This is a genomic window from Streptomyces sp. NPDC094143 (genome assembly GCF_040303825.1).
Taxonomy (GTDB): domain Bacteria; phylum Actinomycetota; class Actinomycetes; order Streptomycetales; family Streptomycetaceae; genus Streptomyces.
In genome coordinates this window covers 138,034-157,740 of sequence record NZ_JBEOTZ010000008.1, presented here as the reverse complement: position 1 = coordinate 157,740, position 19,707 = coordinate 138,034, and the positions used below count along the sequence as shown (strand labels likewise).

16 protein-coding genes are annotated in these 19,707 nt (G+C 72.4%); 3 read left to right on the top strand and 13 right to left on the bottom strand.

The features are described from left to right. Positions 1 to 381 precede the first annotated feature (381 nt). The 4 genes from ABTZ58_RS13535 to bldG all read right to left on the bottom strand — a co-directional run bounded on the left by ABTZ58_RS13535 (position 382) and on the right by bldG (position 4,752). The gene (locus ABTZ58_RS13535; protein WP_351354778.1) at positions 382 to 972 is read right to left on the bottom strand and encodes a small secreted protein; all 591 of its coding nucleotides are present in this window, start codon (positions 970 to 972) and stop codon (positions 382 to 384) included. A 195-nt stretch (positions 973 to 1,167) separates the two neighbouring features. After that, a complete protein-coding gene (locus ABTZ58_RS13530) occupies positions 1,168 to 3,573 on the bottom strand; it encodes a sodium-translocating pyrophosphatase (protein ID WP_351354775.1) in 2,406 nt (801 codons plus the stop codon). Positions 3,574 to 3,847: 274 nt separating this feature from the next. Further along, a complete protein-coding gene (locus ABTZ58_RS13525) occupies positions 3,848 to 4,276 on the bottom strand; it encodes an ATP-binding protein (protein ID WP_351354772.1) in 429 nt (142 codons plus the stop codon). A gap of 134 nt (positions 4,277 to 4,410) precedes the next feature. Beyond that, positions 4,411 to 4,752, bottom strand: coding sequence for an anti-sigma factor antagonist BldG (gene bldG, locus ABTZ58_RS13520; RefSeq protein WP_003991900.1), 342 nt, complete (start codon positions 4,750 to 4,752; stop codon positions 4,411 to 4,413). 79 nt (positions 4,753 to 4,831) lie between these two features. On the opposite strand from bldG, the gene ABTZ58_RS13515 reads away from it, so the two are divergent. Then, positions 4,832 to 7,582, top strand: a complete 2,751-nt coding sequence (locus ABTZ58_RS13515; protein WP_351354769.1) for a DEAD/DEAH box helicase — start codon at positions 4,832 to 4,834, stop codon at positions 7,580 to 7,582. On the opposite strand, the gene ABTZ58_RS13510 is transcribed toward ABTZ58_RS13515, so the two are convergent. The 7 genes from ABTZ58_RS13510 to ssd all read right to left on the bottom strand — a co-directional run bounded on the left by ABTZ58_RS13510 (position 7,500) and on the right by ssd (position 12,901). After that, positions 7,500 to 7,916 carry an Rv3654c family TadE-like protein gene (locus ABTZ58_RS13510; RefSeq protein ID WP_351354766.1) on the bottom strand — a complete coding sequence of 139 codons (417 nt, stop codon included), beginning with the start codon at positions 7,914 to 7,916 and terminating at the stop codon, positions 7,500 to 7,502. The genes ABTZ58_RS13515 and ABTZ58_RS13510 overlap by 83 nt on opposite strands. A gap of 166 nt (positions 7,917 to 8,082) precedes the next feature. Further along, on the bottom strand, positions 8,083 to 8,442 hold the full coding sequence (locus ABTZ58_RS13505; protein ID WP_351354764.1) for a TadE family type IV pilus minor pilin: 360 nt from the start codon (positions 8,440 to 8,442) through the stop codon (positions 8,083 to 8,085). Next, a complete protein-coding gene (locus tag ABTZ58_RS13500; RefSeq protein WP_309096899.1) occupies positions 8,429 to 8,638 on the bottom strand; it encodes a DUF4244 domain-containing protein in 210 nt (69 codons plus the stop codon). The genes ABTZ58_RS13505 and ABTZ58_RS13500 overlap by 14 nt, the downstream gene beginning before the upstream one ends. Before the next feature lie 131 nt (positions 8,639 to 8,769). Then, entirely contained in the window at positions 8,770 to 9,561 is a 792-nt protein-coding gene (locus tag ABTZ58_RS13495; RefSeq protein ID WP_351354760.1) for a type II secretion system F family protein, read from the bottom strand. Positions 9,562 to 9,712: 151 nt separating this feature from the next. Further along, positions 9,713 to 10,588 (bottom strand): type II secretion system F family protein, encoded by an 876-nt coding sequence (locus ABTZ58_RS13490; RefSeq protein WP_351354757.1) that lies wholly within the window; start codon positions 10,586 to 10,588, stop codon positions 9,713 to 9,715. Continuing rightward, entirely contained in the window at positions 10,572 to 11,792 is a 1,221-nt protein-coding gene (locus tag ABTZ58_RS13485) for a TadA family conjugal transfer-associated ATPase (protein WP_351354754.1), read from the bottom strand. The genes ABTZ58_RS13490 and ABTZ58_RS13485 overlap by 17 nt, the downstream gene beginning before the upstream one ends. Further along, complete coding sequence (gene ssd, locus ABTZ58_RS13480; RefSeq protein WP_351354751.1) at positions 11,789 to 12,901, bottom strand: septum site-determining protein Ssd; 1,113 nt, start codon at positions 12,899 to 12,901, stop codon at positions 11,789 to 11,791. Before ssd ends, ABTZ58_RS13485 begins: the two co-directional genes overlap by 4 nt. Positions 12,902 to 13,513: 612 nt before the next feature. On the opposite strand from ssd, the gene ABTZ58_RS13475 reads away from it, so the two are divergent. Beyond that, on the top strand, positions 13,514 to 14,347 hold the full coding sequence (locus ABTZ58_RS13475) for an HAD family hydrolase (RefSeq protein WP_351354748.1): 834 nt from the start codon (positions 13,514 to 13,516) through the stop codon (positions 14,345 to 14,347). Positions 14,348 to 14,699: 352 nt separating this feature from the next. On the opposite strand, the gene ABTZ58_RS13470 is transcribed toward ABTZ58_RS13475, so the two are convergent. Together ABTZ58_RS13470 and ABTZ58_RS13465 are read right to left on the bottom strand one after the other, a co-directional pair. Further along, complete coding sequence (locus tag ABTZ58_RS13470; protein ID WP_351354745.1) at positions 14,700 to 15,524, bottom strand: Fic family protein; 825 nt, start codon at positions 15,522 to 15,524, stop codon at positions 14,700 to 14,702. A 151-nt stretch (positions 15,525 to 15,675) separates the two neighbouring features. Next, positions 15,676 to 16,947 (bottom strand): polysaccharide deacetylase family protein, encoded by a 1,272-nt coding sequence (locus tag ABTZ58_RS13465; RefSeq protein WP_351354742.1) that lies wholly within the window; start codon positions 16,945 to 16,947, stop codon positions 15,676 to 15,678. A gap of 293 nt (positions 16,948 to 17,240) precedes the next feature. On the opposite strand from ABTZ58_RS13465, the gene ABTZ58_RS13460 reads away from it, so the two are divergent. Next, the gene (locus tag ABTZ58_RS13460) at positions 17,241 to 19,610 is read left to right on the top strand and encodes a SulP family inorganic anion transporter (RefSeq protein ID WP_351354739.1); all 2,370 of its coding nucleotides are present in this window, start codon (positions 17,241 to 17,243) and stop codon (positions 19,608 to 19,610) included. The last annotated feature ends 97 nt before the right edge of the window (positions 19,611 to 19,707 follow it).

Below are 19,707 nucleotides of genomic sequence, written 5' to 3'. Positions count from 1 at the left end.
CCCGCACGTGCTCGCGCCCCTGTTCGTGCCGAGCGGGGATCACAGGCCTCTGCCAGTGCCGGAGCGAAGATCGCACGCCCCGGCCAGTGCCGGAGCGAGGATCGCGTGCCCCTGTTCGTGCCGAGCGGGGGTCGCGCGCCCATACCCGGGCGGGAGCGAGGATCGCGTGCCCCTGTTCGTGCCGGAGCGGGACCGCGTGCCCCCGCCCGGGCCGGAGCGAGGATCGCGCGCCCATGCCCGGGACGGAGCGAGGATCGCGTGCCCCTGTTCGTGCCGGAGCGAGGATCGCGCGCCCGTGCCCGGGACGGAGCGGGGGCACAGCCGGGGCCCGTCACTTCCTCACCACGTGAGCGGCCGGACCTCCTGCGGCCCCTCCGCGGCTCAGCTCTGCGTCGCGTCCGCCGACGCCGTGGCCGCCTTGCAACTCGACTGGCGGGCCATCGCCTGGCCGACCTCGCCCTCCTCCAGGTTCCGCAGGGCGTCGTTCCCGCTCTTGCTCAGCTTGTCCAGCTCGGTGGCGATGTCCTTGAGGCCGTCGGCGAACTTGCCCTGGTCCTTGGTGTCGAGCCCGTCGACCTGCTTCTTCAGCGAGGCGTAGGACGCGGAGATCGAGTTGAGCTCCTTGACCGCGTCCTGCTGCTTCTTCTCGCCGTTCTCGACGTCCGGCGCTCCGGCCTTGTTCACCGCGCCGCCGATCGCCTTGTAGGCGTCGGACATGTCCTGGAAGGCCTGCGCGTCGGTCTTCTGAACCTCCTCGGGCGTGCTGTTGTCCGAGGTCTCCTTCTGGATCGCGGCGTTGGCCGACTCGATCTTCTTCGCCTGCGGCTGCACGGCGTCGCAGACCTGCTTGGCCCAGGAGTCCAGCTTCTCGTTGCCGTCGTCGCCGCCGCAGCCCGACAGCGCCAGTACCAGTACCGCACCGCCGGACAGTGCGGCCGCGAGCTTCTTGTTCACCGGTTTGGTCCCTTCCATGGCTCTCTCGGCCCCGGAACTTACACGCCAGATGCACGGCAACCGCACGCCGAACGTCTATTAAGACCTTTTTGTAACCTTTTGCACCAAGAGAGAGAAGGCTCACGCGTGATCGTCTCCCCACGCAGAGCGGGCGGGCGACGCGCCAACGCGCACCGCCCGCCCGCACCTTGAGCTGGGGCTCCTCGGTCCTCCCTACGAAACCACCGCCGGATCGGCCGAATTGGGCTTCGGCTCGGCGTTGCCTTCGTCACCCATGGCGATTCCGCGCCGCTTTGACACGTACACCGCCCCGGCGATCACCAGGAACGCGAGGACCGCGATCAGGATCCGCACCCCCACGCTCTCGTCCGGGCCGTAGGAAAACCTGATCACCGCGGGCGCGATGAGCAGCGAGACCAGGTTCATGACCTTCAGCAGCGGGTTGATCGCCGGGCCGGCGGTGTCCTTGAAGGGGTCGCCGACGGTGTCGCCGATCACGGTCGCCGCGTGCGCCTCGCTGCCCTTGCCGCCGTGGTGGCCGTCCTCGACGAGCTTCTTGGCGTTGTCCCAGGCGCCACCGGAGTTGGCGAGGAACACCGCCATGAGCGTGCCCGCGCCGATCGCGCCCGCCAGGAACGCGCCCAGCGGCCCGACACCGAGCGTGAACCCGATGAAGATGGGCGCCATCACGGCCAGCAGCCCCGGCGTGGCGAGCTCGCGCAGGGCGTCCCTGGTGCAGATGTCGACGACTTTGCCGTACTCCGGTTTCTCGCTGTAGTCCATGATTCCGGGCCTCTCGCGGAACTGCCGCCGCACCTCGAAGACCACGGAACCCGCCGACCGCGACACGGCGTTGATCGCCAGCCCCGAGAAGAGGAAGACGACCGCCGCGCCCGCGATGAGACCCACGAGGTTGTTGGGCTGCGAGATGTCCATCATCAGGCTCATCGGGGCGCCCTCACCGCTGAGCTTCTCCCCCACGTCCCGCGCGCCGGTGATGATCGCGTCGCGGTACGACCCGAACAGCGCCGCCGCCGCCAGCACGGCCGTGGCGATCGCGATGCCCTTGGTGATCGCCTTCGTGGTGTTGCCGACCGCGTCCAGGTTGGTGAGCACCTGCGCGCCCGCGCCCTCGACGTCGCCGGACATCTCCGCGATGCCCTGCGCGTTGTCGGAGACCGGCCCGAAGGTGTCCATCGCGACGATCACACCCACCGTGGTGAGCAGACCGGTGCCGGCCAGCGCCACCGCGAACAGCGCCAGCATGATCGACGTACCACCGAGCAGGAACGCCCCGTACACGCCCAGTCCGATCAACAGGGCTGTGTAGACGGCCGATTCGAGACCGACGGAGATTCCGGCGAGGACGACGGTGGCCGGGCCGGTGAGCGAGGTCTTGCCGATGTCCCGGACGGGCCGGCGGGTGGTCTCCGTGAAGTAGCCGGTCAGTTGCTGGATCAGGGCGGCCAGCACGATGCCGATGGCCACCGCGACGAGCGCGAGGACCCGGGGGTCGCCGTCCTTGCCCAGGATCGCCGCGTCGGTGACGCCGTCCAGCTCCGAGTACTTCCCCGGCAGGTAGACATAGACGGCCACCGCCACCAGCACGAGCGAGATCACCGCGGAGATGAAGAACCCGCGGTTGATGGCGCTCATGCCGCTGCGGTCGGAGCGCCTCGGCGCGACCGCGAAGATGCCGATCATCGCCGTGATCACACCGATGGCCGGCACCAGGAGCGGGAAGCCGAGCCCCGCGTCACCGAAGGCCGCCGAACCGAGGATCAGCGCGGCCACCAGCGTCACGGCGTACGACTCGAAGAGGTCGGCCGCCATGCCCGCGCAGTCGCCGACGTTGTCGCCCACGTTGTCGGCGATGGTCGCGGCATTGCGCGGGTCGTCCTCCGGAATGCCCTGCTCGACCTTGCCGACAAGGTCGGCGCCGACGTCGGCGGCCTTGGTGAAGATGCCGCCGCCGACCCTCATGAACATCGCGATCAGCGCGGCACCCAGGCCGAAGCCCTCCAGCACCTTCGGTGCGTCGGCCGCGTACACCAGCACCACGCAGGCCGCGCCCAGCAGACCGAGGCCCACCGTGAACATGCCGACCACGCCGCCCGTGCGAAATGCGATCTTCATCGCTTTGTGCGAGACGGCGGTCAGATCCCTTTCCGGCTCGCCCGCCGCCGGAGTGGCCTCACGGGCCGCCGCGGCGACCCGCACATTGCTGCGTACGGCGAGCCACATGCCGACATAGCCGGTGGCCGCCGAGAACGCCGCTCCGATCAGGAAGAACACCGACCGTCCGGCCCGCTGATTCCAGTCGTCAGCGGGCAGCAGCATGAGCAGGAAGAACACGACCACGGCGAATACGCCGAGCGTGCGCAGCTGACGGGCCAGATAGGCGTTGGCGCCTTCCTGGATCGCGGCCGCGATCTTCTTCATGCCGTCGGTGCCCTCACCGGCCGCGAGTACCTGGCGCACCAGGACGCCCGCGACCGCCAGTGCCGCCAGTGCCACGATCGCGATGACCACGACGAGGACGCGGTTGCCATCGGTCAGTACGGCGGCTGCGAGGTCGGTGGGATGGCCCGACTGTTGTGAGAGAAAAAGCCCCGCCATTCGTCCTCCTTGACGCTTGGGCTGAGCTCAAGATGTGGACGGGATTGTAGGTACCGGAACCTGATCAAAACAGAGCGCGATAAACGGAATTGGCCTGATGAAGTAATGCCCTGAAAGCATTCTGGCGCGACCGTGGAGCGCGCGAATGATCGTGAACGAATTCACGCGATGAACGGCACAGGAACTACTGTAAAGGCGACCACTGACACCCGCACATGACGAAGGGCCCCACGGGTGGGGCCCTTCGGATAAGAACGGGTTGCGCGGTGGCCGGTCAGGCCAGGATCGTCGGTGGTGGCGTGGTCGGCCACGTCATCTTGATCGATCCGCCGTGCTCCCCCGCGCTGACCTCCACGTCGTCGACGAGGCCGCTGATGACCGCGAGGCCCATCTCGTCCTCCTCGACTTCCGCGTCGGCGTCGCCCGCGCCGGAGCGACCGCCGGGCACCGCGTGCGGAGCTTCGTCGCCGACCTCGATGGAGAACTGCTTCTCCTCCTCGATCAGCAGCACCTTCACCGGTGCCGAGATCCCGCCGGTCTGATGCAGTCCGACGGCCCGGCTGCAGGCCTCGCCGACAGCGAGCCTGACCTCGTCGAGGACGGCCTCGTCGACTCCGGCCCTGCGCGCCACCGCCGCCGCCACCAGCCGGGCGGTCCTGACATGCTCGGGCAGCGCGCTGAAGCGGAGCTCAACGGTGGCCATGCATCCCCCTCGCAACTACGGGCGTGCTGTCGAGGGGCTCCGGGCCGCCGAAAGCCCGGGCCCCCTCGGTCTTCACTTCTGCCGAACTCGTGCCGCACCGCGGCCGGCCCGGACACGAGGCCCGGGGGCCGGTCTCAGTCGGTGGCCGCAACCGCTTCCTCGACCGAGGTGTGAATCGGGAACACCTTGGTGAGGCCGGTGATGCGGAAGATCTTCAGAATGCGCTCCTGGTTGCAGACCAGGCGCAGGGAGCCCTCATGGGCTCGTACACGCTTCAGGCCGCCGACCAGTACGCCGAGCCCGGTGGAGTCGAGGAAGTCCACGCCCTCCATGTCGACGACAAGGTGGAAACTGCCGTCGTTCACCAGCTCGACCAACTGCTCGCGCAGCTTGGGCGCGGTATATACGTCGATTTCGCCACCGACCCTGACGATCGTGCGATCGCCCATGGTCTCGGTCGACAGGGACAGGTCCACGGATCCTCCAGCACCTTGCTATCGAGCGGTCGCCCTGAGGGCATCTCGGCTTCAGCCCTTGGACGCTTCGCCAGCCGCGATGGCATTCAATCACTTACCGGCAGGCGTGCACGACGCCTTGGCTCCATTGTCCGTCACGCCAGTGACACACTCGGTGCCGATGGCCAAGAATCACCGATCCGATCGAACCCCGACGGACCCCGCCTCCCGGCCCGCGCCCGGCGCGGTCCTGGACCGGCTCGCGTCCGGTCCGGGCAGGGCTTCGCGCATCACTCATACGGAGCACTTGCCCCCGCGTGCGGGTCGGCATGCCGTCTGGCCGGACCGGATCCGCGCGGAGGTCATCTCGGCCGTGCAGGCCGCGGGAATCGAACACCCCTGGGCCCACCAGGCCCGCGCGGCCGAGCACGCCCTGGACGGCGACTCGGTGGTCGTCGCCACCGGTACGGCCTCCGGCAAGTCCCTGGCCTATCTCGTGCCCGTGCTGTCCGCCCTCCTGGACGGAGCCGAGGCCCCGAACGGTCGCGGCGCGACCACCCTCTACCTGGCTCCCACCAAGGCCCTCGCGGCGGACCAGTGCCGCTCGGTGAAGAAACTTTCACATCCTTTGGGCCATTCGGTGCGCCCCGCCGTGTACGACGGCGACACTCCGTTCGAGGAACGCGAGTGGATCCGCCAGTACGCCAACTACGTGCTGACCAACCCGGACATGCTGCACCGCGGCATCCTGCCGTCCCACCCCCGCTGGTCCTCCTTCCTGAAGTCGCTGAGGTACGTCGTCATCGACGAGTGCCACACCTACCGCGGCGTCTTCGGCTCCCACGTCGCACAGGTGCTGCGCCGTCTGCGCCGCCTGTGTGCCCGCTACGGTGCCTCGCCCGTGTTCCTGCTGGCCTCCGCCACCGCCGCCGAGCCCGCGGTGGCCGCCCGCCGCCTGACCGGCCTGCCGGTCGTGGAGGTCGCCGACGACGCCTCCCCGCGCGGTGAACTGGTGTTCGCGCTCTGGGAACCGCCGCTGACGGAGCTGCAGGGCGAGAAGGGCGCCCCCGTCCGCCGCACGGCCACCGCCGAGGCCGCCGACCTGCTGACCGACCTCACCGTGCAGGGCGTGCGCTCGGTCGCCTTCGTCCGGTCCCGGCGCGGTGCCGAGCTGATCTCCGTCATCTCCCAGGAGCGGCTGGCCGAGGTCGACCGGTCGCTGGCCCGGCGTGTCGCGGCGTACCGGGGCGGCTATCTCCCGGAAGAACGCCGCGCACTCGAACGCGCCCTCCATTCGGGTGAACTGCTGGGGCTCGCCGCGACGAACGCCCTCGAACTCGGCATCGACATCTCCGGCCTCGACGCGGTCGTCATCGCCGGCTACCCGGGCACGCGCGCCTCCCTGTGGCAGCAGGCCGGACGGGCCGGACGGTCCGGGCAGGGCGCCCTGGCCGTCCTGGTCGCCCGGGACGACCCCCTGGACACCTTCCTCGTCCACCACCCCGAGGCCCTCTTCGACCAGCCGGTCGAGTCCACGGTCCTCGACCCGGACAACCCCTACGTGCTCGCCCCGCACCTGTGTGCCGCCGCCGCCGAGCTGCCCCTGACGGACGAGGACCTCGACCTGTTCGGCCCGGCCAGCGAAGCCCTGCTGCCGCAGCTGGAGGCCGCGAAGCTGCTGCGCCGCCGCACCAGGGCCTGGCACTGGACCCGCCGCGAGCGCGCCGCCGACCTGACCGACATCCGCGGCGAGGGCGGACGCCCGGTCCAGGTCGTCGAGTCCGGCACGGGCCGGCTGCTCGGCACGGTCGACGCGGGCGCCGCGCACTCGACCGTGCACGAGGGGGCGGTCCACCTCCACCAGGGCCGCACCTACCTCGTGCGGTCGCTGGACCTGGAAGATTCCGTCGCCCTCGTCGAAGAGGCCTCCCCGCCCTATTCCACCGTCGCCCGCGACACCACGTCCATCTCCGTCCTGGAAACCGACATCGAGATCCCCTGGGGCGACGGCCGCCTGTGCTACGGGTCCGTCGAGGTCACCAACCAGGTCGTCTCCTTCCTGCGCCGCCGGCTCATGACCGGTGAGGTCCTGGGCGAGACGAAGCTCGACCTCCCTCCCCGTACGCTGCGCACCCGGGCCGTGTGGTGGACCGTCACCGAGGACCAGCTGGACCGGGCCCGGATCGGCCCGGAGATCCTCGGCGGCTCCCTGCACGCCGCCGAGCACGCGTCCATCGGGATGCTGCCCCTCTTCGCGACCTGCGACCGCTGGGACATCGGCGGCGTGTCGATCCCGCTCCACCCCGACACGCTGCTGCCCACGGTCTTCGTCTACGACGGCCATCCGGGTGGCGCGGGCTTCGCGGAGCGCGCCTTCCACACCGCCCGCACCTGGCTGACCGCCACCCGCCAGGCCATCGCCTCCTGCGAGTGCGACGCCGGCTGCCCGTCCTGCATCCAGTCCCCCAAGTGCGGCAACGGCAACGACCCGCTGCACAAGAGGGGGGCGGTGCGCCTGCTCACCGTGCTGCTGGAGGGGGCACCGGAGGAGAAGGAGCCGGCCGGGGAGGCGGTGGACCGGCCGACGGAAGCGCCGGGGGTGGAAGCGGAGCACCCGCCGGAAGCCGGGGCAGAGCATCCACCGGGGGCCGGGGCGGAGCACCCGCCCGAGGTCGGGGCCGAGCATCCGCCAGAGGTCGGGACGAAGCATCCCCCGGACGCCGGGACGAAGCATCCCCCGGAGGTCGGGGCGGAGCATTCACCGGACGTCACGGTGGGGCATCCGCCCGGCGACCAGGACCCGTCGCCGGGAGACCCGGGTGGGGTGCCGCAGGGCCCGCCCTCGCCCTGACCTCAGCCGTAAACGGCCCCCGTCCCGAGGCCGCCGTCACGTCCGAGATCTCCCCGGCGACCTGGCACCGCACCAGCCGCACGCCCTGGGCCCTGGCCACCCGGCCGGCTCGGGCACAGGCCGCCGTCTCGCCGTCGGCCCAGTGATCCGCCGCCGCCAGCGCCGCGAGGTCCGCTCCACCCGCCGCCCGGTGCCGGACCACGACGGCCTGCCCCAGCGCGAGGACGACACCGAACAGCACGCACAGGACGGCGATCGCCCCCACGCTCCAGACGGTGGCGGACCCCTGGTCCGGGAAGCCGCGCGACGGGTGCTTTACGTGCCCACCGCGCACTCCACGGAGGTCACGGAGTTCCCGAATCCACCGCCCCTCCCCGCGCAGGCACCCCGTCACGTGTCCACCCCCTCTCCCCGGCGATCACGGCGTTCAAGAGCGAGACGCCCCTTCCCGCTCGACCGCCCCTTCCCGCTCGACCGCCCCTGTCCGCGCGGCCACCCCGTCATGTGCCCACCCCCTCCTCCACCGCCGCCACGGCTTCCTCTCGCACCGCGAACGACAGCCCGCGCAGCACCGGCGGCTCGGCCACGACGACCACGCGCACGTGCTCCGCGTCCCGGCGCACCGTCACCTTCGCACCGGGCGGTGCCGCCTCGCGGGCCAGTCGCACCACCGCGCCGGGCGGGTCCTGCCGCGCCGCCGCACGTGCGCCCGTCCGCGCCGCGTCCACGCACTGGATCTGCGCGGCCACGACCAGCAGGCCCCACACCAGCGCCATCGCGAACATCACCAGCACGGGCAGCACCACGGCCGACTCCGCCGTCACGAACCCCCGGTCCCCGCGCCGCTCACATCCGCGCATTGAGGGCTTCCTTCACGATGCTCTGCAGCTCCGAACTGACCGCTCCGCTCGTGACGACCTTGTAAAGCACCACCGCGAACGCCACGGCCGCCACGATGCCCGTCGCGTACTCCGAGGTGACCATCCCCGCGTCCCGCCGCGCCGCACGCATCCCGCGCACCAGGGCTCGCAGCCGTGCCCGCACCATCTGAACCATCTCAACCCCCGTGGGATAGGGCCCGAACTTCTTTCGGGCGCCGCTTACTTGCTTCCGTCGCTCGCTTGCTTCGCCGCCTTACGCACCGCGCTGCGGCTGTCTGATTCGTCCTTGCCTGCGATCGTGCGCCTCTAGCCACCACCTCCTCCGAGCACCCCGCCCGCGAGCCCGATCACCACGGGCAGCACCCCGACCGCGATGAACGCGGGCAGGAAGCACAGCCCGACCGGCGCGCTGACCATGACGCCCGCCCGGCGTGCCCTGGCCGTCGCCGCCCGGGCCCAGTCGGCACGGGCCTCGGCGGCGAGCCGTGCGACCGGTACGGCAGCGGGCAACCCGGTCACGTCGGCCCGTTCGAGCAGCCGTGCCAGCCCTCCGGCCCCGGGCACACCGGCCAACCTCCGCCAGGCCGCCCCTGGTTCGCCGCCCAGCCGCACCTCCGCCGCACCCCGGGCCAGGGCGTCGCCCACCGGCCCGCCCAGGGCCTCACCGACCGCCTGTGCCGCGACCACCGGTCCGGCACCCGCCGCGATGCAGGCGGCCAGCAGGTCGGCGGCGAGGGGCAGTTGCCGTGCCGACTCGGCGAGGTCGAGGGCGCCCGGGTCCGTCCCGGCCGCCGCCTCCTGCCGCAGCCGCCAGCGCCATGTCCCCACCGCCCCGGCCAGGCCGACGGCGAGACCCGCGAGACCACCGACCAGCGCCCACCCGGCGCAGGCGACGCCCACCGGGGCGAGCCAGTTGCGCGCTGCCCGGCGCAAGGCCAGGCGCGGGACGGGAGCGGCGGCCTCCCGGGCGGAAAGCTCCGCCAGTCGTCGCCGAATCCTCCGCCGCAGCCGTGCCTCCAGCACCCACCGCGCCCACCACCCGAGACCGAGCGCGATCCCCATCGCCACCCCCAGCCTGTGGACAACTTCCCCGCTCATACCGCCTCCTCCGCCACCCGGCCCCGCCCCATACCGCTCCCTCCACACCCACGCCACCGCCCGTACTCCCATCGGCACCCGAACCGAAGCCCCCAGGACCACCCGCTCCCTGATCGCCGCCCGCACGGCCCGCCCGAGCCCAGGCCGCCGCTCACACCGCCTCCTCCGCCCCCCGCACGATCCGCAGCACCCACCACACCCCCAGGCCCTCCAGCGCACCTCCGGCGAGCAGGCAGCCCAGGCCCGCCGGGGTGTGCAGCAGGACGTGGAGCGGGTCGGCGCCGAGGGTCGTGCCGATGAGGAGGCCCAGGGCCGGCAGGCCGGCGAGCATCACCGCCGTGGCCCGGGCACCGGCCAACTGGGCTCGCAGGTCGGAGCGTTGGTCCCGTTCGGCGCGCAGCGCGGTGGCCAGCCGGTCGAGCCCGGCCGCGAGCCCGGCGCCCTGGTCCACGGCCACCCGCCAGCACGCCGCGAGTCCCCGCAGCCCTTCGGCACCCGGTTGCCGTGCCGCCGTCGCGAGCGCCTCCGGCACGTCGCCGCCGAAGCGCGCCGCCGCCAGGACCGTCGCCTGCGCGTCCGCGAGGCCTCCGCAGTCCCGCGCGGCCCGCAGCAGTGCCTCACCCGGCTGACGGCCGGCCCGTACCTCCCCGGCCAGCGCCCCGCACAGCGTGATCACGGCGTCGGCCCGCGCATCCCGGTGCCGCCGCGCGCGGCCTGCCAGCCGGGCCCTGCGCAGCAGCGGCACCCCGGCCGCGCCCAGCACGATCGGCAACACCGACGCCCCGAGCACCGCCAGCACCAGCCCGGCCACCGGCGACCACCACTCGGCCGGCAGCCGCCCGGAGACCTGCCGCAGCGCCTCGGCCGTCCACCGCGGTTTGAGCCGTGGCTCGCTCCCGGCGGTTGCGCCGCTCGCGAGCAGCAGTCGCGCCCGTCGCGCCGCCGAGTCCCGCTCGCCCAGCAGCCACACCGCCGCTCCCATGCACGCCACGGCCGCGCCCAGGGACATCTCAGCCGCCCCCGTCATGACCCGCCCCCTTCGTCCCGTCCTCGCCCTGCTCGCTTCCTTCACCTCGGAGCAGCCCCCGCAGCCGCTCCCAGCCCCGCTCCCGGACGAAGGCCGACTCGCCCCACCGCAGCGCCGGCACCGTCCGCACCAGGCCCGTGGGGTCCCGTTCCAGCACGTGCACCTCGGCGATCCGCCGCCGCCCCGCCCGGTCGCGCACGAGGTGCAGCACCACGGAGAGGGCGGCTGCCACCTGGCTGTGCAGCGCGGCCCGGTCGAGCCCGGCAGCCGTGCCGAGTGCCTCCAGCCGGGCCGGCACCTGGGCGGCGGCGTTGGCGTGCACCGTCCCGCAGCCGCCCTCGTGGCCGGTGTTCAACGCGGCCAGCAGATGCACCACTTCGGGTCCGCGCACCTCGCCCACGACCAGCCGGTCGGGTCGCATCCGCAGTGCCTGCCGCACCAGGTCCTCAAGGGTGACGAGGCCCGCGCCCTCCTGGTTGGCGGGTCTGGTCTCCAGCCGCACGACGTGCGGATGATCCGGCCGCAGTTCCGCCGAGTCCTCGGCGAGGACGATGCGCTCGTCCGGCCCGGCGAGTCCCAGCAGGGCGCTCAGCAGAGTCGTCTTGCCGGTCCCCGTGCCGCCGCTGACCAGGAAGGACAGCCGCGCGTCGAGCAGCGCGCGCAGGACGCGGTCGCCGCCCGGCGGGACCGTACCCGCCGCGACCAGCTCGCCCAGCGTGAAGGCACGCGGCCGCACGACCCGCAGCGCAAGACAGGCGCAGTCCACCGCCACCGGCGGCAGCACCGCGTGCAGCCGGGTCCCGTCGGGCAGCCGGGCGTCGACCCACGGGCGGGCGTCGTCCAGACGGCGTCCGGCCACGGCGGCCAGCCGCTGGGCGAGCCGCCGTACGGCCGCCGCGTCGGCGAACCGCACGTCCGTCAGCTCCAGGCCGCCGCCCCGGTCCACCCAGACCCGGTCCGGGCCCGACACCAGCACGTCCGTCACCGACGGATCGGCGAGCAGCGGTTCCAGCGGCCCGCTGCCGACCAGCTCGGACCGCAGCCGCGAGGCCGCTCCCAGTACCTCTGCGTCCCCGAGCACCCGCCCCTGTTCGCGCAGGGCCTGTGCCACGCGCGCGGGCGTCGGTTCGGCGCCGCTCTCGGCAAGCCACCGCCGCACCCCGTCGAGCAGCTTCCCGCCCTCCGGGCCGGCCAGGGTGCTCACGCCGCACCCGCCTCGACGAGCGCCCGCTCCCAGAAGTCCTTGCAGAACCGGGCGAGCGGTCCACGGGGGCGGGCACCCGGCGGTGCCGTGTCCCCGTCCGGGCGCAGCAGCCCCGGGTCCACCGGCACCTCGCCGACGAGGGGCAGTCCGAGCAGCCGGGCCACCTCCCGGTCGTCGAGTCCCGGCGGATACGGCCCACGCACGGCCACCCGCAGGTCCCGCAGGACCATGCCGACCGCGGACGCCACCCGGCCCGCGGCCGCGACGGCCCGCAGCTCGGCGGGCACCACCAGCACACCGACGTCGAGCTGGCCGAGCACCTCGGCGACCCCGTCGTCGATGCGGCGCGGCAGGTCGACCACGACGGTGCCGCCCCGGCGCCGGGCCGCCGCCAGCACCGCGCGCACCGCCTGCGGCGGCACCGCGATCCGGTCGCCGCGGTCCCAGCTGAGCACCCGCAGTGAGTGCAGCTCGGGCAGCGACTCCTCCAGGGCGCCTCCTCCGACCCGTCCGCGCGAGGACGCGAACGCGGGCCAGCGCAGCCCTTCGGCCGTCTCACCGCCGAGGAGTACGTCGAGTCCGCCACCCAGCGGATCGGCGTCCACGAGAAGGGTGCGCAGCCCCTCCCGCGCGGAGGTGACGGCGAGGGCGCACGCGAGCGTGGACGCTCCGGCGCCGCCCCGGCCGCCGATCACCCCCACGGTGAGGGCGGGCCGGCCGACGCCCTCGGCCACGTCGGCGATCCGGTCGATCAGCCACTGCTCACCGTCGGGCAGCATCAACACGTGCTCGGCGCCGATCTCGACGGCCCGCCGCCACACCCCCGAGTCGTCCTGGTCCCGCCCGACCAGAACCACGCCCCTTCGGCGCGCTGCCCCGCGGACCCGACGCGCGGCGTCGTCGCCCACCAGGACCAGCGGCGCGGCCTCCCAGCTGCCTCTGCGCTCGGGCACCCCGTGGTGCACCTCCGGTGTGGCGCCCGCCGCGGCGCACAGGCGCAGCAGGTCGTCGAGGAGTTCGCTGTCCTCGGTGACGATCAGTGGTCCGCCCTGCCGCCCTCCGGCGGCCGGCGGCGGATCGTGTGTGACGGTTCCGGCCACGGTGTCCATCCCCCTTCGCTGCTCGACTCGCGCGACCCCTGCGGCCCCGCGATTCCCGAACGTGGGAAGAACCGGCGGAGCGGCCTCCCTTTGACCGGCCGACAGAAGCCGGCCGAACGCACCCCGGCAATCGGAACCAGCGGTGAACCGGCCACGAGCGAGGTGCGCTGGAATCACGGTGCAGCGATCCCGGAAATCATGTGGATCTTGGTGGAAAACTGTGGATGCCCCGGGGGTTGTGAATATCGCCGTCACCCATACCGGTGACGGCCACAGACGCTCTGTGCGAGATCCACAGAGCCCTCCACAGAGCCCTCCACAGGGCGGTCCACAGAGCAGCCCTGCCGCTACACACAGTGACGGATCATGGGGATGAGAAAGGGGCGGCCACAGCCGCCCCGAGAGCGGCACTCGGGCCGCGAGAAGAGGGAGAAAACCCATCCGGACATGCGACGACCCCCGCCGGGGGGGAGAGCGGGGGTCGTCCCCACGGCCGACTCGGGGGGGGAGGAGTCGGGCCGGGTTAGCACGGTCGCGAACGATCCGTGACTTCCATGGTGTACCCGAGAGCCCTCTCAGGCAAACCCACGCGCCCCACCTTACGCCGAATGGGCTGCCCCTATGCTCAAGGGCGTGGAAAACCACTCCTTGCCCCGCACAGCGGCCTTCTTTGACCTGGACAAGACGGTCATTGCGAAGTCGAGCACGCTCACCTTCAGCAAGTCGTTCTACCAAGGCGGTCTGATCAACCGCAGGGCCGTCTTGCGCACCGCATACGCCCAGTTCGTCTTCCTGGCCGGCGGCGCCGACCACGACCAGATGGAGCGGATGCGCGCCTACCTGTCCGCGCTGTGCCGCGGCTGGAACGTGCAGCAGGTCAAGGAGATCGTGGCCGAGACGCTGCACGACCTGATCGACCCGATCATCTACGACGAGGCCGCCTCCCTCATCGAGGAGCACCACACCGCGGGCCGCGACGTCGTGATCGTGTCCACGTCGGGCGCGGAGGTCGTCGAGCCGATCGGCGAGTTGCTCGGTGCGGACCGGGTGGTGGCGACCCGCATGGTCGTGGGCGACGACGGCTGCTTCACCGGCGAGGTGGAGTACTACGCGTACGGCCCGACGAAGGCCGAGGCCGTCAGGGAGCTCGCGGAGTCCGAGGGGTACGACCTCAGCCGCTGCTACGCCTACAGCGACTCGGCGACCGACGTGCCCATGCTGGAGTCCGTGGGCCACCCCCACGCCGTGAACCCGGACCGCGCGCTGCGCCGCGAGGCACTCGCGCGGGGCTGGCCGATCCTGGACTTCCACCGGCCGGTCCGGCTCAAGCAGCGCCTCCCCGCGTTCTCCGTGCCGCCGCGGCCGGCCCTCGTCGCGGTCGCCGCGATAGGCGCGGCGGCGGCCACCGCGGGACTGGTCTGGTACGCCAGCCGGCGCCGCGCCACGGTCGCCTGAGCCCCACGCGCACACGCGCCCCACGGCTGCGCCAAGTCACGTTCGCGCCCAAAAGTAAAGAAGTGCAGTCCCGACTTCCGCCGACCCGGGGGCAGGAGTACAAAGGAATCAACGGCCCGCGAGACCAAGGACATCCGAGAGGATCACCTTCACAACGCATCCGGCCCCACGGACCGAGCATGAACACCGGGCACCCACGCGACGTCGACCCGTCGATTACGGGCCAGCCGCACCAGGTGACGGGCGAAGTTCCCGGCCTGATGGGCACATATCGAGGACGCTTGGTAACCCGGTGGTCATGCCAGCGGCGGTACGAGCCTTCGTACCGCCGCATCTCTGTGTGTGGTGAGGTTCAGGCCGCTCCGCGCTGGAGCGCCTCGCACACCGCCGTCGACTCGCGCGCCCCCAGTCCGACCGCCCTGCCGCAGTGGGCGATCCAGGCGGACATGCCCTCCGGGGTGCCGGAGACGTACCCGTCGAGGGCCTTCAGGTAGGCCTCGCGGCCCAGCTCGGCGTAACCGACCTCGGCCGGGCAGACCGACTTCGGGTCCAGGCCGCTGCCGACCAGGACGATGCGCTCGGCCGTACGGGCGATCAGGCCGTTGTGGGACGTGAAGGGGCGCAGGGCGAGGAGCTCGCCGTGCACGACCGCGGCCGTGACCAGGGCCGGTGCGGAGCCGCCTGCCATGATCAGCTCCGCCAGCCCTTCCAGCCGGCCGTGCGCCTCGGCCGCGCTCGGCAGCGGCAGGGAGACCAGCGGCTCGTCGACCCGCTCGCCCTCCTGCCGGGGCCGGCCCACCTGGTCGGCCTGGCCGGCGGCCGCCACCAGGTGCAGCCGGGCCAGCACCCGCAGGGGCGACTGCCGCCAGATCGACAGCAGCTGGCCCGCCTCCGCGGTCAGCCGCAGCGCGGCGCCGACGGTGCGGGCCTCGTCGTCGCCGCTGAAGTCCGTGCGCCGCCGCACCTCCTCCAGGGCCCAGTCCGCGCCGGACAGCGCCGCCGAGCCGCGGGCACCGCGCAGGGCGGCCTCGGAGGTGATGGCGTTGCTGCGCCGCCGCATGATCCGGTGCCCGTAGACCCGGTCCACGGCCTTGCGCACGGACTCCACGGAATCGGCCACTCCGGGCAACGCACCCAGGGCCGCGAGGGGATCGGCGGTCGCGCCTGCTGTACTCATGAGTACGACCCTACGCACCCCGGAGCTCCGCCTTGCGGCGGAGTGGCCGGCTTCACGCGCGCGTGCGGTGCCGGGCACGGCGCGCGCGTGGGGTGCCGGGCACGGCACGCGCGCGTGGTGCCGGGCACGGTTACCCGGCCGCCCTTCCCCGCTACTGCACCTTGGCCGCCGGAGCGCCCGGCACGCCCTTCGGGGCCGGGGCGGGCCGTCCGGCCAGGAAGGACGCCCAGCCCTGCTGGGGCGCCTCGCCGACCTTCAGGGTGCGCAACTTCTCCAGCGTGGCCGGGTCCTGGGCGTCGAGCCAGTCCACGAGCTGCCGGAACGACACGCAGCGCACCTCCTCCTTGGTGCACACCGTCTCGATGACCTCCTCGACGGCCCGCATGTAGGTGCCGCCGTTCCAGGACTCGAAGTGGTTGCCGATGATCAGCGGTGCGCGGTTGCCGTCGTAGGCCCGCTGGAAGCCCTGGAGGAGGCCGTCGCGCATCTGGTCGCCCCAGAACTCGTGCATGGCGGGGTTGCCCTGGGTGGTGGTGCCCGACTGGTTGACCATGAAGTTGTAGTCCATGGTGAGCTGCTCGAAGGAGTGGCCGGGGAACGGCACCAGCTGCATGGACAGGTCCCACAGACCCTGCGTGCGCTTGGGCCAGACCTGGTTGGTGACGCCGCTCGTGTCGTAGCGGAAGCCCAGGTCGCGGGCCGCCTTCATGAAGTTGCGCTGGCCTTCGAGGCAGGGGGTGCGGGCGCCGATGAGTTCCTTGTCGTAGTCGAAGGGCAGTGGCGGGGCGTTCGTCATGCCGGTGTTGGTCTTCCAGGTCTTCACGAACTGCTTGGCCTGGTCGATCTCGTCCTTCCAGTCCATCACCGACCACTCGCCGACCCCGCCGCCACTGCCACAGAAGTGGCCGTTGAAGTGGGTGCCGATCTCGTTGCCCTCCAGCCACGCCAGCCGCAGCTGTTTCACGGTGGCGGCGATGCCGCGGCGGTCGTTGAAGCCGATGTCGGAGCGGCCCGGGGAGTGCTGGGGCGGCCGGTACAGGTCCCGCTTCTCCTCCGGCAGCAGGTACACGCCGCTCAGGAAGTACGTCATGGTCGCGTTGTTCTCCCGGGCGACCTTGCGGAAGTGGGAGAACAGCTTCTGGCTGTCCTCACCGGCGCCGTCCCAGGAGAACACGACGAACTGCGGGGGCTTCTGGCCGGGCCGCAGCCGCTCCGGTCTGGGCAGGTGGGGCTGGGCGCCGGTGTAGGCGGTGGAGCCGTCCCCGATCAGCCGGACCATGCTCTTCGGGGCCTGGGCTGGCTTCGCCTTGGAGGGCTCGGGGGCGGCGGCTTGGCGGGGGGTGCCGATCCCGCAACCGGCGAGCGACGCGGCGCAGACAGCGGCGATCACGGAGCCCGCGGCGATCCTGTGGGTGGCGGCCATGTTCCGTCCACCTTCTTCCTTCTCTCGGGTGCCGACAGCGCCGCCAAAGTCGCACGGGACGGAGAAGGAATTTGTACGACAAGCCGATGGAATAGCCACTTCACTCTTCGGAGTGATTTATCCGCCCATTTGCCCGTAAAGTCTATGCTCGCCCTTTACCCTGCATTACGATCCGTTTACCGAGCGTTGATTTCTCCCGCCGAAATACGCCGTGACCCACGGCCGCGACCGATCCCCGCCCCGAGCGGGACCCCAGTCACGCGACCGCGCAGCCCCGGAGGAGACGGGAAACCATGTCAGCCTGCGTCCCCACACGTGCCGCCGACCCGCACCGGACCGAGCGCACTCATCCACCCCACAGCCCGCCGTCGAACGGCCCCCGACGCTTCCGCATCGCGGGTGCCGACGTGTCGGCCTCGATCGCGGTCTTCCTGATCGCCCTGCCCCTGTCCCTGGGCATCGCCCTCGCCACCGGCGCCCCGCTCCAGGCCGGCCTCGTCGCCGCCGCCGTGGGCGGACTCGTCGCCGGGCGGCTCGGCGGCTCCCCGCTCCAGGTGAGCGGCCCCGCCGCCGGGCTCACCGTCGTCACCGCCGACCTCATCCAGCGCTACGGCTGGCGGACGACCTGCGCCATCACCGTCCTCGCCGGCCTCGCCCAACTCGGGCTCGGATGCCTGCGCGTGGCCCGTGGCGCCCTGGCCGTCAGCCCCGCCATCGTGCACGGCATGCTCGCCGGCATCGGTGTCACCATCGCCGTCGCCCAGCTGCACATCGTGCTCGGCGGCACCCCGCAGAGCTCCGTCCCGGACAACCTGCGCGCGCTGCCCGCCCAGTTGGCGCAGATGCGCCCCGCGTCGGTGTCGGTCAGCGCGCTGACGCTGGCGCTGCTGCTGCTCTGGCCGAGACTGCCCGGGCGGGCCGGGCGTCTGCTGCGCAAGATCCCGGCCGCGCTCATCGCGGTCGCCGGAGCCACCGCGGCCGCCGCCCTGGCCGGACTGCGCCTGCCCAAGGTCGACCTGCCGTCCTGGAGCAACCACGCCCTGGCCGGACTGCCCGAGGGCCCCGTACTCGGCCTCGTGGCCGCCGTGTTGACCACCACGCTGGTGTGCAGCGTGCAGTCGCTGCTCGGTGCGGTTGCCGTGGACAAGCTGGTGGCCGGCCGCCCCGGCCTGCCCGCCGGAGTCGGGCGCTCCGACCTCGACCGGGAGCTGCTCGGGCAGGGCGCCGCCAACATCGTCTCCGGCTCGCTCGGCGGCCTGCCCATCGCCGGCGTGGCCGTGCGGACGACGGCGAACGTGAACGCGGGCGCGGTGAGCCGGAACTCCACGATGCTGCACGGCGTTCTCGTAGTGGTCGCCACGCTGCTGATGGTCCCCGTCCTGGAGCTCATCCCGCTCGCCTCGCTCGCCGCCCTGGTGATGTCCGTCGGCATCCAGATGGTGTCCCTGAACCACATCCGCACGGTCACGCGCCACCGAGAGGTATGGGTCTACGCCGTCACGACCCTGGGCGTGGTCTCCCTCGGCGTCCTCCAGGGCGTCGCCCTGGGCATCGCCATGGCCGTGGCCGTCGCCCTGCACCGCCTCACCCGCACCCGCATCACGCACGACGAGAGGGAAGGAGTCCACCACGTACACGTCAGAGGACAGTTGACGTTCCTCGCGGTGCCGCGGCTCAGCCGGGCCCTGCATCTCGTGCCCCACGGTGCGGACACCGTCGTCGAACTCGACGGGTCGTTCATGGACCACGCGGCGTACGAGACGCTGCAGGACTGGCAGAAGACGCACAGCGCGCAGGGCGGCACCGTCGAGATCACCGGCCGGCACCCCGGCACGCGCATCTCCGAACCCTCCGCCATCGCCGACTGCCGCTGCCGGCCCTGGACGGCCTGGCGCAACCACCAGTGCGAAGGCCCTCAGTCCACACCCCCGCACGAGAAGAACGCGGACGGGCCGGACGGCCCCGAACCGGATGCCGCGGGCAATGGCGCCGGCCGTGGGGACGATCTGGCGCGTGGCATCAGCGCCTTCCAGCGCAACACCGCGCCCCTGGTGCGCACTGAGCTGGCCCGGCTGGCGCGCGAGGGACAGCGGCCGTCGCAGCTCTTCCTCACCTGCGCCGACTCACGACTGGTCACGTCGATGATCACCTCCAGTGGTCCGGGCGACCTGTTCGTCGTGCGCAACGTGGGCAACCTCGTCCCGCGCCCGGGCGAGGAGAGCGGCGACGACTCCGTGGCGGCCGCGATCGAGTACGCCGTGGACGTGCTGGGCGTACGGTCCGTCACGGTGTGCGGGCACTCGGGCTGCGGCGCCATGCAGGCACTTCTGGGCTCCGAACCCGGAGGCACCCGGACCCCCTTGGAGCGGTGGCTGCGGCACGGACGTCCCAGCGTGGAGCGCATGGCCGACGGCAGCCGGCCCTGGGGCAGTCTGGCCGGCCGGGCGCCCGAGGACCCGGTCGAGCAGCTCTGCCTGATCAACGTGGTCCAGCAGCTGGAGCACCTGCGCGCCCACGACTCGGTGGCCCGGGCCCTCGAGGAGGGCAGGCTGGAGCTGCACGGGATGTACTTCCACGTGGGCGAGGCCGAGTCGTACCTGCTCACCGACCCGGACGGCGGCGGCGCCTTCGACCGGGTCCGGGAGGCAGACCTGACGGCGTGATCCGTCGGCCGGTGACCGGCGTGAGCCGGCCAGCCGGGCAGCGCCAGTTGAGCAGCGCGAGTTGGGCAGGGTGGGCGGCCCCCTCATCAAGGGGACA

Excerpts from the sequence above, each read along its gene's own strand:
- ABTZ58_RS13535 (WP_351354778.1), bottom strand. The coding sequence starts at position 972 with ATGGAAGGGACCAAACCGGTGAACAAGAAGCTCGCGGCCGCACTGTCC.
- ABTZ58_RS13530 (WP_351354775.1), bottom strand. The coding sequence starts at position 3,573 with ATGGCGGGGCTTTTTCTCTCACAACAGTCGGGCCATCCCACCGACCTC.
- ABTZ58_RS13525 (WP_351354772.1), bottom strand. The coding sequence starts at position 4,276 with ATGGCCACCGTTGAGCTCCGCTTCAGCGCGCTGCCCGAGCATGTCAGG.
- ABTZ58_RS13515 (WP_351354769.1), top strand. The coding sequence starts at position 4,832 with ATGGCATTCAATCACTTACCGGCAGGCGTGCACGACGCCTTGGCTCCA.
- ABTZ58_RS13505 (WP_351354764.1), bottom strand. The coding sequence starts at position 8,442 with ATGCGCGGATGTGAGCGGCGCGGGGACCGGGGGTTCGTGACGGCGGAG.
- ABTZ58_RS13500 (WP_309096899.1), bottom strand. The coding sequence starts at position 8,638 with ATGGTTCAGATGGTGCGGGCACGGCTGCGAGCCCTGGTGCGCGGGATG.
- ABTZ58_RS13495 (WP_351354760.1), bottom strand. The coding sequence starts at position 9,561 with ATGAGCGGGGAAGTTGTCCACAGGCTGGGGGTGGCGATGGGGATCGCG.
- ABTZ58_RS13490 (WP_351354757.1), bottom strand. The coding sequence starts at position 10,588 with ATGACGGGGGCGGCTGAGATGTCCCTGGGCGCGGCCGTGGCGTGCATG.
- ssd (WP_351354751.1), bottom strand. The coding sequence starts at position 12,901 with ATGGACACCGTGGCCGGAACCGTCACACACGATCCGCCGCCGGCCGCC.
- ABTZ58_RS13475 (WP_351354748.1), top strand. The coding sequence starts at position 13,514 with ATGCTCAAGGGCGTGGAAAACCACTCCTTGCCCCGCACAGCGGCCTTC.
- ABTZ58_RS13470 (WP_351354745.1), bottom strand. The coding sequence starts at position 15,524 with ATGAGTACAGCAGGCGCGACCGCCGATCCCCTCGCGGCCCTGGGTGCG.
- ABTZ58_RS13465 (WP_351354742.1), bottom strand. The coding sequence starts at position 16,947 with ATGGCCGCCACCCACAGGATCGCCGCGGGCTCCGTGATCGCCGCTGTC.
- ABTZ58_RS13460 (WP_351354739.1), top strand. The coding sequence starts at position 17,241 with ATGTCAGCCTGCGTCCCCACACGTGCCGCCGACCCGCACCGGACCGAG.